Below are 13747 nucleotides of genomic sequence, written 5' to 3'. Positions count from 1 at the left end.
TACAGTCGAGCGGCAAGCTCCTGGAAGCGCCTCCTGCCGCTCATCACGTCGGCGTATCTCTCCTTCGTGGCCGGACTTCTCGCCGGCTTCTCCGGCGCTGCGCTATTGGCAGCGGCGGGAGCAATCTGTTGCGCCATCTACGGCCTGCATCGGCGCGATGCTACGCTCGGAGCAATTGGTCTGCTCACGGTTGGCGGCACCGTCATCGCACTGCTCTCGGCCGTTCCGGCGAAACGCCTCACGCGCCACGAGCGGGCAGCCGAATCCGAGCGACAGGAGGCTACGACTCTCGGCCGGGCGCGCGCCCGCGCGTCGGAGTCGATCGACAAAGTGTTCGGCCGCGACGCGAAAATGGCGAAGGCTCTTCTCATCGCCGACCAGCACCAGATACCGCCGGAGATGCGCGATCGCTACGCGCGCGCCGGAATAATCCACATGCTTTCCATTTCCGGGCTGCACGTCGCCATCATCGCCGGCGCACTGTTGCTCCTCCTTCGTCTTGCGCGGTTCCCACCTTCGCTGGCGGCGTTGGTCTCTCTCATCGTCATCGCGATCTATGTCGCCGTAATCGGCGCGCCGCCGCCTGCGGTCCGCTCGGCCGCGATGCTTGCAATGGGCGGCGCATCCGCCGCGTGGCAGCGCCCTACGTCGCCGTGGGCCTCGTGGGCTGTCGGTGCGTTCGCTCCACTCGTGCAGCCCCGAACGGTTCTCGACCTTGGCTACCAGCTCAGTGTCGTTGGAATCGCCGGCCTGATCGCCAGCGGCGTTCTCGCTCGTCGCTTCCTCGCGCCGCGGCTCTCCGGTATTCGTCTCACAGTCGGCCGCGAGCTGCTGACATCAGTTGTCGCGAGCATCGTCAGCGCTCCGCTCGTCGCGTGGTATTTCGGACGACTGAGTGTCGTTGCGCCCCTCGCGAATCTTGCTGCCGGTCCGGTGATCGCTGTGCTCCAGCCGACTTTGTTTCTTGCCCTCCTGTTTGCTCCTTTTCCGGTGATTGCGCGGTTTTTCGCCGCAGCCGCGCATCCTCTGATGATAGTGTTCGATGGTATCGCGGCCGCCGCGGCGGCTCTTCCTGGAAGCTCGATTGCGGTAACGCCCACGTTCGTCACGGTCGTTTCCGGCGGCGTCGCGATCGCGGCCCTTCTGGTTGCCGTTCTCGCGAGACATCCGGCAAAGCCACTGGTGGTATCGGCGACGGCCTTCGCCGTAGTGGCCTGGGCGCCATTGGTCCATCTGCCATACTCCGGATGGGTCGAGATGCACGTGCTGGACGTAGGGCAGGGAGACGCGGTTCTGCTGCGTACGGATCGCGGCCGATGGGTGCTCATCGATGCCGGAAGGATGTGGGAAGGCGGCGACGCTGGGCGTTCGACCATCATCCCATACGTGATGAGACGCGGTGGCGTGCTCGAATCGTTCGTGCTCTCACACGCTCACTCCGATCACGTCGGCGGCGCAGCGAGCGTATTCTCGGCGCTTCGGCCGCGCACTTTCTGGGATGCGGCGTTTCCGCAGGGGAGTCGCGTATACGATCGATCACTGCGCGCGGCGCGTGAAGCGGGCGTGCGATGGCAGCGTGTCCACCCGAGCGATCGCTTCGCCATCGACGGAGTCACGGTCGAGTTTCTGGCACCCGATTCCGCATGGACCGCGTCCCTGGTCGACCCAAATGAAGCGAGCACTATCGCCCTCATCCGACACGGTTCTGTGCGATTTCTTCTGGTGGGCGATGCGGAGGAGGCGGAGGAGGGCTGGCTTCTCGAACACGCTCGCGACGAACTTGCTGCAGACGTGCTGAAGGTCGGGCACCACGGCAGCTCGACCAGCAGCAGCGAGGCGTTTCTCGCGGCGGTTCAGCCATCTGCGGCAATCATTTCCGTAGGGGCTGACAACATCTACGGCCATCCGAGCGCTGATGTCCTCGCCGCGCTGAGGCGCGTAGGGGCGCAAGTCGTGCGTACTGATCAGCGCGGCACTATCATCGTGAGAACCGATGGCCGTGCCATCACTCTGGAGGCGGAAGGCCAGCGATGGGATATCTCACCCGCATCGGCAGCACACTGATTGGTGAGGCGATGCAGATGCCGGACGAGCTGCTTCGGAAGTACCCCGAGCTCGCTCAGATGCGGCTTCGTCGCGGGGGACTTGCGCCGCGACTCGCCGGCTGGGTCATCGGGCAGACCGCCGTTGCGGCCGTTACGCTGGGCCATACGATCTTCTTCGGGCCGCGCACCGCAATAGACGCTCCGCTGCTGCTACACGAGCTAAGGCACGTAGAGCAGTTTCGGGAGCGCAGGAGTTTTCCGCTGCGTTACATTTGGGAGAGCATACGACGGGGATATCACCTCAACCGCTACGAGGTGGATGCGCGAACGTATGCCGCGCGCCGGCTTGCGCAGACAGTTCGCACACCTCCCGACGAGGAAGCCTAAGTGAAGCATACTGCCACATCGGTCGTCACGATCGAGCGGTTCATCATCGAGCAGGAAAAACTCCATCCGGAAGCCACCGGCGAGCTTTCCGGCATCCTGTACGACATGGCTCTGGCCGCCAAGATGATCGCCAACAAGGTCCGCAGCGCGGGCCTCGCGGATATCCTCGGCGCCACTGAGGACATGAATGTCCAGGGAGAGATTCAGGCGAAGCTGGATGTGATCGCCAATGAGATCATAATCAAGGCAGTCGACCACAGCGGTCGATTGTGCGCGATGGCGTCAGAGGAAGAGCCGGGGATCATCGGCATTCCGGAACGATTCCGCTGTGGCAAGTACTGCCTCCTTTTCGACCCTCTCGACGGCTCGTCGAACATCGATGTCAACGTTCCCGTCGGAACAATCTTCTCGGTGGTTCGGAAGATCACGCGCGGCACGCGTGGCGAGATGGAAGACATGCTTCAGCCAGGGCGCCGGCAGGTGGCGGCCGGCTACGTGATTTACGGCTCGAGCACGATGCTCGTGTACACCACGGGTCAGGGCGCCCACGGCTTTACGCTCGATCCTTCCATCGGCGAATTCCTGCTGTCGCACCCCGATATTCGGATTCCGAAAACAGGCCGCTATCTCTCCGTGAATGATTCGTACGAGCCGCTCTGGGACGAGGACGTAAGAGCGTTGATGCGGCGCTACCGCGGGCTCGACGGCGAGCGGAAGCCGATGAGCGTGCGCTACGTTGGCTCGCTGGTCGCCGATTTCCACCGCAATCTCCTTGGCGGTGGGGTGTTCGCGTATCCGGCGAACGAAAAGAGCACGCGCGGAAAGCTCAGACTCCTGTACGAGGCGAATCCCCTCTCCTTCATCGTCGAGCAGGCCGGAGGAGCTGCGATCGACGGGACGCGCCGGATTCTCGACATCGACCCGACCGATCTTCACCAGAGAACTCCGCTGTACATCGGCAGCAAGTCAGACGTCGAGATTGCGCAGACGATGCTCGGCGGAGCGGTGGCGGAAAAGCGGCCTCTAGCGGCCCGATGACGCGGGGCGGCGAGCCCGCCGAGAAAAGCTCTCCGTCGGGGATTTCGCTCCAGCCGGTTTATCGTCCCGAGGAGCCCCCTCGCGACTACGCGACTACGCTCGGCGATCCGGCCGTTTTTCCGTTCACGCGCGGCATTCAGCCCGACATGTACCGCGGCCGCCTGTGGACCATGCGGCAGTACGCCGGATTCGGCACGGCGCGCGAGACGAACGAGCGCTTCCGCCACCTTCTCATAGCCGGGCAGACCGGATTGTCCGTAGCGTTCGACCTTCCGACACAGATGGGGCTCGACTCCGATTCTCCGCGGGCGTACGGCGAAGTAGGTCGGGCCGGAGTGGCGATCGACACCGTCGAGGACATGCACGTATTGCTCGACCAGATCGATCTCGCGCGCGTGTCGACCTCGATGACGATCAATGCGACTGCCGCCACGCTTCTGGCGATGTACATAGTCGTCGCGGAAGAGCGCGGAATCCCGAGGGACAAGCTCAGCGGGACGATTCAGAACGATATCCTGAAGGAGTACATCGCACGCGGCACGTACATCTACCCGCCCGAGCCGAGTCTCCGTCTCATTGCCGAGGTATTCCGATTCTCTGCGGCAGAGCTCCCGGGATGGAATCCAATTTCCATTTCCGGCTACCACATTCGCGAAGCTGGAGCAACCGCGGTGCAGGAGCTCGCTTTCACGTTGGCGAATACGATCGAGTACGTCTCACGGGCAATCGAGGCAGGCTTGAAGGTAGACGAGTTCGCCCCGCGACTGTCCTTCTTCTTTGCAGCTCACAACGATCTGTTCGAGGAGATTGCGAAATTCCGCGCGGCGCGCCGGATGTATGCGCGCATCATGCGGGACCGTTTTCGAGCTGCTGACGCGAGCTGCCGCATGCGGTTTCATGTGCAGACCGGGGGAGTCACGCTGACTGCGCAGCAGCCGTTGAATAACGTCGTTCGGGTCGCTGTCCAGGCGCTGGCCGCCACCCTCGGTGGAACGCAGTCTCTGCACACGAACGGATTCGACGAAGCACTGGCGCTGCCGACCGCCGGAGCGGCGACGCTGGCGTTACGAACGCAGCAGATCATCGCCTACGAGTCGGGAGTTCCGAATACGGCCGACCCGCTCGGCGGCAGCTATTACGTCGAGGCTCTCACCGACGAAGTGGAGAAGCGGGCTCTCGAGCTGATTGCGCGATCCGATGCCCTGGGCGGGGCCGAGGCGGCGATAGCGAGTGGATTCTTTCAGGAAGAGATCGCCCGCAGCGCTTACGAGCATCAGCTCCGCGTGGAGAGTGGCGCGACACCAGTCGTCGGAGTCAACCGGTTCACCGATGCGGCTCCCGAGCCCCCCGTGCCCGGTCCGGATTACACGAGTCTCGAGGCGGACCAGGCGGCTTCCCTCGCTGACGTGAGAAAACGGCGCTACAAGGGGGCCGTCGACCGGGCGCTTGTCGCATTGGGCGCTTCGGCGGACACGCTCTGCTCTTCCGGCGGACACGAATCGAACATCATGGAGCGCGTGATCGATGCAGTCCGCGCGCGCGCAACCGCCGGCGAAATCTCGGACAAGTTGCGAGAAAGTTTCGGGACACACGACCCCGCGGCATAGGCCTTGTATCCGGTTTCGGCAACTTCCGCATAAAGAGACGCACTTCGCCACTCCGGCAGTCGAAATGACCGCGCGCCGATCCGAATGGGACCTGGTCGTCGAAGAGTGGCTGGAAGCGAACCCTCACCCTTCATGGCGTCAGCACAGCGACGATGTCAACGCGGCGCTCATCACACGCTGGCTGCCCCCGAGACGTGATGGCAGGCTGCTCAAAACAGACCTGTTCGATGAGATTGCCAGCGCGGGACTTTATTCCGTGCTCGCATTGCGCGCCGGCCAGGTTTGTGGCATGGACGTCTCGGCCTACACCGCTGCCGCTGCCTCGACGAAGTATCCCGACATCGTCGCGAGCGTGGCTGACGTCAGGCAACTGCCGTTCGCCGATTCGAGCTTCGCCACCGTGGTGTCCCTGTCGACAATCGATCATTTCAAGGATCCGGCTGACATTCCGCGTGCACTCCGAGAGCTGTGGCGTGTGCTGGATTCAGATGGAACGCTCGTGCTCACGGTCGACAACCTGTCGAACCCGTTCGTAGCATTGCGAAATGCCCTTCCATATTCCTTTCTGCGGCAGCTCGGCCTGGTGTCGTATCCAGTTGGCCGCACGCTTACGTTTCAGCAGGCGCGCGCTTCTGTTTCGAGTGCCGGATTTGCGATCGTCGATTGCATCGGCATAATGCTCGCTCCAAGAGTGCTTGCGATTCCGCTGCTCGAAACGCTGTCGCGCCGTGCAGGCAGGCAGACAACTGCATCGTTCAGAAAGGCACTAATGTGGATGGAGAAGTTTCAGGGTAACCCTGTCGCATCACGCCTCGCTCATTTTGTAGCGATACGTGCGGTGAAGGCCAGAGATAGGGCGATTTCGCGGTGAGAGACTCCCAGCAGATTCCGCGTCCGAGTGGAAGGTGGCGATTCGCCGAAGGGAGGCATCTCGACGCTGCCGGCTACGTGAGTCTCGTGGGCGCCAAGCTGATGACGACCCTCTACCGCCGGATGCTCTGCCTTGTCTACCCGCTACAGGGCCGCCGCATCCCGGTCTACAATGCGCAGCTGGAAGTGGAGTTTCGATTGCTGCAGGCAGACGAGATCGACGCGTATCTGAGTTTTCGGCCGAACGTCGGAAGAGCCCGGATCGAGCGACGACTCGAGCAGGGCCATCGCTGTTTCGCTTCGTGGCACGGCGAGAAAATCATCGATGCCGGCTGGACCGCCACGCAGTCAGTAGTCGTTCCGTACCTCGGACGCGTTCTCTGCCTCGACCAGGGTGACGTCTACAGCTACGACGCGTACACGCTTCCAGAATACAGAGGATACGGCCTCTACATGGCACGAAATTCATTCACCGCGCGCACCAACCAGAGGGAAGGGTTCAAGCGAAGCATCGCGCTCGTCGCGCCGGAGAACTACGCGGCCTGGGTTATTCTTACGCGGTCGGGTCTGGAAACGATTGGCAAGTACTCATACCTGCGCGTCCCATTCCGGGGCATCTATTGGCAGCGGGCCGTTCCCGGGAAAACGCTTCTTCAGCTCGGATCTCTCGCATCTGCAACCGATGAGAGCAGCTCGACTCAGTCGCCCGGGGCCGCGGCTTGAGTGGCGCCCTACGCCCCGAGGGTCCGCGCGGTCGGATCCTGACCGGCAATCTGCGCAACTTTGCTGATGCTCCGCTGGAATTCCTCGCTGGCGTGGCCCGAGACTATGGCCCAATCGCCAGCCTTCGCTTCGGACGCACGCGTGCGTTTCTCGTCAATGATCCGTCCCTCATCGAGCAGGTGATGGTGACTTACCGCGCGCGCTTCGTGAAATCACGTCCGCTCCGCGCACAGCGTCGCGTTTTCGGGAATGGACTACTGACGAACGAGGGGGACTCGTGGCTTCGCCAGCGGCGTATGGCGCAGCCGGCGTTTCATCGGGAGCGCATCGCCGCATATGCGAATGTGATTGTGGATCAGACATCCGCGCTCGTCGAGTCGATGCAGCCCGGAGATACGGAAGAGATTCATTCTCGTCTCAAGGCCCTCACCGTGAGTATCGTCTCGACCGCACTTTTTGGCGGCGACGTAGCACACCGGACGGGCACGCTCGGGCGCGCCCTCGAAGCAACGATGAATCGCTATGCGAGCAGGCGGGGCCTTTCGCGATTTGCGCCGGATTGGGTCCCCTTGCCGGTGAACCGGTCGTACCGCTCAGCCGCCGCGGCTATCGAGGATACGGTTCTCGAGATCATAGCGCGCCGCAGAGCCGAGTCCGCTGAGCGGACCGACCTGCTGTCGGTGCTCATGGACGCGCGTTACGAGGACGGATCGGCCATGAGCGATACACAGCTGCGCGACGAAGCGGTGACTCTGTTTCTGGGAGGAATCGATACTCCGGCGCTTGCTTTGACATGGTGCTGGTATCTCCTGTCGAAAAACGCAGCCGCCGCGAATTCTCTCGCGAGCGAAGTGGACTCTGTTCTCGCCGGACGCAGCGCGACGTTCGCCGATCTTCCCCGGCTTTGTTACGCGGAGATGGTGGTGAAGGAAGCGATGCGGCTCTATCCGCCCGCGTGGCTGCTTAGCAGAGACGCCGTCGAGCGGGTGGAGATCGGCGGCTGGGAAGTCCCAGCCGGCGCAAGTGTTCTCATGTCCCCATACCTGATGCATCGCAGTCCAACGTACTTTGCCGACGCGGAAGCCTTCGATCCGGGCCGATGGCGAGGGGGCGCGCTCGACTCGATCCCGCGGTTCGCCTATTTCCCGTTTGGTGGAGGACCGCGCGTCTGCATCGGCGCGTCCTTCGCAATGACGGAAATGATCCTGAGTCTTGCCACGATCGCCGCTCGCCTCCGATTCGTTCTTTCGGACGACGCGAACGTCGAAGCTTCGCCGAGCATGACCTTGCGGCCGCGTCACGGGGTTCACGTGGTGATCGACCCGCGAAAGGCCAAAGTGCTTCAATGAACGAGCGGTCGCGGCTCGTGCTCACGGCGCTGGCCGTTCGCGGCCACCGTTCGGCCACCCGCGAGCGAATCGAGAATTATCAGAACCGAAAGCTGCGACAGGTCATCGAGCACGCGTACAGGTCCGTGCCCTACTACACAGAGCTCTTCAATCGGCACGGCCTGCGGCCTTCCGACATTCGGACGGCTGTAGACCTCCATCGAGTTCCAATAACGCGCAAGCGCGATATCCGCGCATTACCATTGGAGCAGCTGCTCGCCAGAGGGGTCGACTCAACGCAACTCTTCGAGCGCACCACGAGCGGCATAACCGGCGAGCCCTTCGTCATTCGGCGAACGCCCCGGGAGGAGCTGCTTCTTTCTGCCGTGTTTCTGCGTCGCGAGCTGCGCGCGCTCGGGGTGCGTCGCGGCGATCGAATCGCCTTGATAAAGGCACATTCGCGAAACCGCTTTGCGCCGCCGAGCCGTCCAAACCCCCTTATGGAAGCAGTGAAAAAGGCACTGATCCTCGAAGCTGGAACCGACAACGTTCGCCATTTCAACGCGTTCAGTCCTCTGGACGACATCGTGGAAAGCCTGCGTGCCCAGCCACCTACAGTCATGAGCGGGTATCCCGGGATATTGGCGCGCATAGCCGAACGCGTTGACTCCCTTGGCATTCGCGACATCCGGCCCCGCCTCGCGCTCACCGGCGCCGAGGTTCTGACGCCGGCGATGCGCCAGCTCATCGCTCGCGCGCTTGGCGCGCGCGTGTACGACACGTATGGCAGCTGCGAGTTCGGCAGGATTGCGACGGAATGCGTCGAGACCGGAGAGTACCATCTTTGCGCTGACAGCGTGCTCGTCGAAGTTCTCGACGGCGGCCGGCGCGCGGCCGAAGGTGAGACCGGAACCGTCATCGCAACCAACCTGCATTCGTACGCGATGCCGTTCATTCGGTTCGAGCTCGGAGATCTTGCGATTCAAGGGAGGACGCAGTGCACATGTGGGAGTCCCTTCGGGACATTGCGGCAGATCATGGGCAGGACGATAGACAGCTTTCGGCTTCCCGACGGCAGCGAAATGCACCCATGGACGATTCTGGACGCGGTGTGGCCGCACATCGCCGGATGGATCGCCCAGTACCGTTTCGTACAGGAATCCCCGGGACGGGTAGTGATGTCGGCCGTCCCGCGCCGAATGCCGTCCGCCGCTGAGATCGACGATCTCGATAGGCGCGCGAAAGGCGTTCTGGGACGAGACGTCGAATTCACTTGTGATGTGGTCAGCGAGCTGGAAGCCGATGCGAGTGGCAAGACACGCGTCTTTCGCTCACTCGTCCACACGGGAAGTGACTGACGGGTTGCGCTCGCCCGATACGTGGCGCGAAGGCCTGGGGCATACACCTGCAGCCGCCTGGCCCAGCGCTTTTTCCAGCATGCTCGCTTTCCGGCGTCATTTGCGCGGCAGTCGCGCGGAGATCATCGCATTTCAGAACCGGCGCCTGCGAAGAATCGTCGCCCATGCTTATACAAACGTTCCATACTACCGCCGGCTTTTCGATCAAACGGGCGTGATGCCCCGGCACATCAGAACGGTTTCCGATCTCGAAAGAATCCCCATAACATCGAAGTCCGACTTGCGCGGCGTGCCTCTCGATCAATTGCTGGCGAAAGGCGTTAACCCGACAACCCTCATAGAGCACACCACAGGCGGATCAACCGGCGAGCCGTTCACTGTTCGGCGCGCATGGATCGAGGAGCGCGTCCTCGGCGAGCTTCGCCGGCGAACGCTCCGCCTTTACGGCGCGACGAGCCGCTCGCTGGTCGTTGTCGCGACGTTTCATCACCGGCCGCACCGCAACGAAAACCGGCTTGCGGAGGTCGTATTGAACGCTTTCGGCCGCTATCGGGCTCGTTCGCTTTTTTGTCTCGAGCCGCCAGAGTCACTTCTGCAGCAATTCGACGATCTCGCGCCGGATGTCATCGGCGGTTACGCCGGTGTTCTCTTACGACTGGCGCATGTGATCACGAAATCCGGACGAGCCGTGCATGCTCCGCAATTCGTCCTCTCCGGCGGCGAGGTCCTCACGACGAACGCCGCCCGACGAATCTCCATGGCTTTCCGGGCGCCGGTGTACGACACGTACGGCAGCCATGAGTTCAGCAGAATCGCATGGGAGTGTGCCGATACCGGTGAGTATCATCGCTGCGACGATGGAGTGATCACCGAAGTCCTGAGTGGTGACGAACCCGTTCAGCCAGGTGAGACGGGCGAGCTGGTTGGTACAGCACTCCATTCTTACGCGATGCCTTTCATTCGATTCCGACTTGCCGACGTGGTAACCCGAGGCAGCGATGTGTGCGATTGCGGACAGCCGTTCTCGACTCTGCGGGGAATTCAGGGACGTGTGGTGGATTATTTCACCATGCCGGATGGATCACTGCTTCATCCCTATGTGCTCGCTCACGCCCTCAGGGATCACGGTGTTGCGTGGGTGGCGCAGTATCAGCTGATCCAGGAAGATGTGCGCCGCATCGTGATGCGGGCCGTTCCCGCCAGATCCCCATCAGAAGATGAGATCGCTTCGGTGAAGAGAAACGTTGCGGCAGTCGTAGGCGACAGCGTTACGGTCGAGCTCGAGATTGTTCCTGACCTGGCGCTCGGAGAGCGGGGCAAATTCCGCGTGTACCGCTCGTTCGTGCCCGGCATTCACGCCGATGATCAGGAAACATTGCAATCAATCGCCGAAAATCGCGCTTTCTCCTCGGGCTCTGCCGATGTCTGAGTCCTCTCGACCGGCTGGCATCATCGATGACGACTACAGCCTGACCGACGAAAGGAATGGGATGGCCGTGGTCACTGTCGCGAGTCTGACGTCGCGTGAGCGGAGCGAGATGCTTGCGCTTCTCCAGACCTGCTACAATAACGTGTCGGCTGCGCAATTCAATCGCGATCTCGACGAGAAGGAATGGGTGGTCCTCGCGAACGACCTCAGCGGAGAGGGCATGCGCGGGTTCAGCACCTTGCGAACGATCCGCGTGACTGTCGACGATGAGCCGATCGTCGCCTTCTATTCCGGCGATACCGTCGCACGTCCCGACACGCACGGCAGCGCAACGACTTTCGCGGGAACGCGCCTCGTCATTCGAAAAATGTTTTACGAGATGACCAGAGGTCAGGTGCCGAGGGAACGGTTTGTGTGGTTTACGATCAATTCTACGGTCAAAGGTTATCGACTCACCTCGATGATATTTCGCGAGTTCGTCCCGACGCCTGGCAGGCCGCTGTCACCGGCCGATACCCGTTTGATCGCCGAGCTGTGCAGAGTCAAAGGACTGGCGTTTGATTCGGCGACTGGAATCGTGCGCCTCGAGAATCCCACCATGCCGCGTGAGCTGTTCAGTCAAGGCGAAGCCAGCCGGCAGGATGACCCGTACGTTCACTTTTTCCGATCGGCGAATCCGCGAGCGGACGCCGGAGAAAGAATCGCGTCGCTCATCGAGCTTTCGCGAGAGAACCTGACGCCCGTCGGAGAGAGAATGGTTTTCCGATAAAGCCAGCGTATTTTTGCGGCCCATTGCAACAATAGAGTGGCTTGAGTGGAGGGTCTTTCTCGCGTAACTTTGCTAATTCCCCCACACTCGTAGCCCCCTCGCAATTCGAGCATGCCGCTCTACGAATACCGCTGCCCGGAAGGGCACGATTTTGAGAAGTTCTATCGCTCGATAAACGCCGCACCGACGGAGGAGCGCTGCCCGGCTTGCGGCGAGGTGGCGAACCGTCTCATGTCGACGGCCGGGTTGGTATTCAAGGGATCGGGCTTCTACATCACCGACTACGGGAAGGACGGAAAGAAAGCGGAGCGGGAGGCCATCTCCGCCGAGAAAACCAAAACCGAAGCATCCGACGCTGCCAAGAAAGCGGAAGTCAAGACTCCTGAAGGAGCGAGCCCCGCTCCGGAATCTCCCGCGACAGAGAAGTCGAAGCCAGCCGCAGCTGCGGCGAGCGCAGCAGCGCCGACAGCCACACCCGCCGAAAAACAAAAGGCGGCGCCCAAAGGTAAAACCGGCGAGTGAACGCGCCCGATCTGATACGCGCCGAGCTCGCGAGAGCGGCGCGTGAGCTTGGCGCGGGCGATGTCGAGCCCGTGGTCGAGCGCCCGCGCGATCCGGCCCTCGGCGACTGGGCGTCGAACCTTGCGATGACTCTTGCCCGTCCGCTTCGGAAGCGCCCCGCCGAGATCGCTGCAGCTCTGCGGGATCAGATGCACCTCGAGGAAGCGGGAGTGGAGAGCGTCGAGATCGCGGGCCCGGGCTTCATGAACTTCCGGCTCGATCCCCGCTACGTCGCGGAGAGTGTGCGAGAGGTGATTGAAGCTGGTGAGAGCTTCGGCAGGAGCGATGAAGGCCGCGGCCAGCCGGTAAATGTCGAGTTCGTCTCGGCAAATCCTACCGGGCCTCTTCACGTCGGCCACGGAAGGCAGGCTGCACTCGGCGATGCAATCGCCACACTCCTCGAGTGGACGGGATGGAATGTCACGCGTGAGTTCTACTACAACGATGCCGGTGCGCAGATAGAGAATCTGGCCGCGAGCGTTCGTGCCCGCATCGACGAAATCCGCGGAGCGGGGGGTGAGATTCCGGAAGGCGGATATCACGGGGAATACATTCGAGAGATCGCCGAAAAGTTTCTCGTGACGCACGACATTGACGGCGCCTCGCCGGACATCGATGCGGTACGACGCTTCGCGGTGGCCGAGCTGCGCAACGAACAGGATCTCGATCTGCTGGCGTTTAGCGTCAAGTTCGACAACTACTTCCTCGAGTCATCGCTCTACACGGGTGGAAAAGTCGACGAGACCGTTAACGCGCTGGTCGAGTCGGGCAAGACGTATGAGGACTCCGGAGCCTTGTATCTTCGCACGACCGATTACGGCGACGACAAGGACCGCGTGATGCGGAAGAGCGCAGAGAAAGGCGGTGATTTCACGTATTTCGTTCCCGATGTGGCGTATCACGTGACGAAATGGGAGCGTGGGTACCATCGCGCGATAGACGTTCAGGGAGCGGATCATCACAGCACCGTCACGCGTGTGAGGGCGGGCCTCCAGGCCCTGGGGATGGGGATCGTGCCGGACTATCCCGAGTACGTGCTGCATCAGATGGTCACAGTGATGAAATCCGGCGAGGAGGTAAAAATCTCCAAGCGGGCAGGGAGCTACGTCACTGTCCGCGACCTGATCAACGAAGTCGGGCGCGATGCCGTGCGATTTTTTTTCCTCATGCGTAAGAGCGACTCGCAGCTCGTGTTCGACATCGACGTTGCGGTAAAGCAGTCCGAAGAGAACCCCGTGTATTACGTGCAGATGGCGCACGCGCGGATGTGCGGGATATTCCGTGTGGGTGAGCTCGATCGCGAGGCGTTCTCCGTCGCCGGCGTCGACCTCAGCGTCCTCAACGAGCCGGAGGAGCAGCAGCTCATAAAGGCGCTGGCGGATTTTCCTGCCGTGGTAGCGGGCGCTGCGGCGGCTCTCGAGCCTCAGCGCGTGGTGGCTTATCTGACGGAGACTGCCCGGCTGACGCACCTTTGGTATCACAAGCACCACGTCCTCGGCCAGCCGGAAGCGGTGACGCAGGCCCGGCTCGGTCTGGCGCGAGCAGCACAGGTCACGATTCGGAACGCGCTGGCGATCCTTGGCGTCAGCGCTCCAGAGCGGATGTAGTCGTCGTCGCCTCGTCCAACCCTCA

12 protein-coding genes are annotated in these 13747 nt (G+C 62.1%); all 12 read left to right on the top strand.

Annotated features, from left to right (window positions below; translation table 11 throughout):
- The first annotated feature begins 66 nt into the window (after positions 1-66).
- The 12 genes from VES88_18825 to argS all read left to right on the top strand — a co-directional run bounded on the left by VES88_18825 (position 67) and on the right by argS (position 13722).
- Complete coding sequence (locus tag VES88_18825) at positions 67-2064, top strand: DNA internalization-related competence protein ComEC/Rec2 (GenBank protein ID HYN83538.1); 1998 nt, start codon at positions 67-69, stop codon at positions 2062-2064.
- Complete coding sequence (locus VES88_18820; GenBank protein HYN83537.1) at positions 2031-2432, top strand: DUF4157 domain-containing protein; 402 nt, start codon at positions 2031-2033, stop codon at positions 2430-2432. The genes VES88_18825 and VES88_18820 overlap by 34 nt, the downstream gene beginning before the upstream one ends.
- On the top strand, positions 2433-3470 hold the full coding sequence (gene fbp, locus VES88_18815) for a class 1 fructose-bisphosphatase (GenBank protein HYN83536.1): 1038 nt from the start codon (positions 2433-2435) through the stop codon (positions 3468-3470).
- Positions 3467-5077, top strand: a complete 1611-nt coding sequence (locus VES88_18810; GenBank protein HYN83535.1) for a methylmalonyl-CoA mutase family protein — start codon at positions 3467-3469, stop codon at positions 5075-5077. Before fbp ends, VES88_18810 begins: the two co-directional genes overlap by 4 nt.
- 64 nt (positions 5078-5141) lie before the next feature.
- Positions 5142-5948 carry a class I SAM-dependent methyltransferase gene (locus tag VES88_18805; GenBank protein ID HYN83534.1) on the top strand — a complete coding sequence of 269 codons (807 nt, stop codon included), beginning with the start codon at positions 5142-5144 and terminating at the stop codon, positions 5946-5948.
- Positions 5945-6670 (top strand): hypothetical protein, encoded by a 726-nt coding sequence (locus VES88_18800; GenBank protein HYN83533.1) that lies wholly within the window; start codon positions 5945-5947, stop codon positions 6668-6670. The genes VES88_18805 and VES88_18800 overlap by 4 nt, the downstream gene beginning before the upstream one ends.
- Positions 6667-8019, top strand: coding sequence for a cytochrome P450 (locus tag VES88_18795; GenBank protein ID HYN83532.1), 1353 nt, complete (start codon positions 6667-6669; stop codon positions 8017-8019). Before VES88_18800 ends, VES88_18795 begins: the two co-directional genes overlap by 4 nt.
- A complete protein-coding gene (locus VES88_18790; protein ID HYN83531.1) occupies positions 8016-9356 on the top strand; it encodes a hypothetical protein in 1341 nt (446 codons plus the stop codon). The genes VES88_18795 and VES88_18790 overlap by 4 nt, the downstream gene beginning before the upstream one ends.
- A complete protein-coding gene (locus tag VES88_18785) occupies positions 9349-10785 on the top strand; it encodes a hypothetical protein (protein ID HYN83530.1) in 1437 nt (478 codons plus the stop codon). Before VES88_18790 ends, VES88_18785 begins: the two co-directional genes overlap by 8 nt.
- Positions 10778-11554, top strand: coding sequence for a hypothetical protein (locus VES88_18780; GenBank protein HYN83529.1), 777 nt, complete (start codon positions 10778-10780; stop codon positions 11552-11554). The genes VES88_18785 and VES88_18780 overlap by 8 nt, the downstream gene beginning before the upstream one ends.
- Before the next feature lie 111 nt (positions 11555-11665).
- Positions 11666-12076, top strand: a complete 411-nt coding sequence (locus VES88_18775) for an FmdB family zinc ribbon protein (GenBank protein HYN83528.1) — start codon at positions 11666-11668, stop codon at positions 12074-12076.
- Positions 12073-13722, top strand: a complete 1650-nt coding sequence (gene argS, locus VES88_18770; protein HYN83527.1) for an arginine--tRNA ligase — start codon at positions 12073-12075, stop codon at positions 13720-13722. Before VES88_18775 ends, argS begins: the two co-directional genes overlap by 4 nt.
- Positions 13723-13747: the final 25 nt, after the last annotated feature.

It is taken from the genome of Gemmatimonadaceae bacterium (genome assembly GCA_035633115.1).
Lineage (GTDB): Bacteria > Gemmatimonadota > Gemmatimonadetes > Gemmatimonadales > Gemmatimonadaceae > UBA4720.
Note: the sequence above shows the minus strand (reverse complement) of the source record. Positions and strands in the feature narration are given on the sequence as shown.

Coding starts and splice junctions, on each gene's coding strand:
- VES88_18805 (HYN83534.1), top strand. CDS start 5,142: ATGACCGCGCGCCGATCCGAATGGGACCTGGTCGTCGAAGAGTGGCTG.
- VES88_18820 (HYN83537.1), top strand. CDS start 2,031: ATGGGATATCTCACCCGCATCGGCAGCACACTGATTGGTGAGGCGATG.
- VES88_18790 (HYN83531.1), top strand. CDS start 8,016: ATGAACGAGCGGTCGCGGCTCGTGCTCACGGCGCTGGCCGTTCGCGGC.
- VES88_18775 (HYN83528.1), top strand. CDS start 11,666: ATGCCGCTCTACGAATACCGCTGCCCGGAAGGGCACGATTTTGAGAAG.
- VES88_18810 (HYN83535.1), top strand. CDS start 3,467: ATGACGCGGGGCGGCGAGCCCGCCGAGAAAAGCTCTCCGTCGGGGATT.
- VES88_18780 (HYN83529.1), top strand. CDS start 10,778: ATGTCTGAGTCCTCTCGACCGGCTGGCATCATCGATGACGACTACAGC.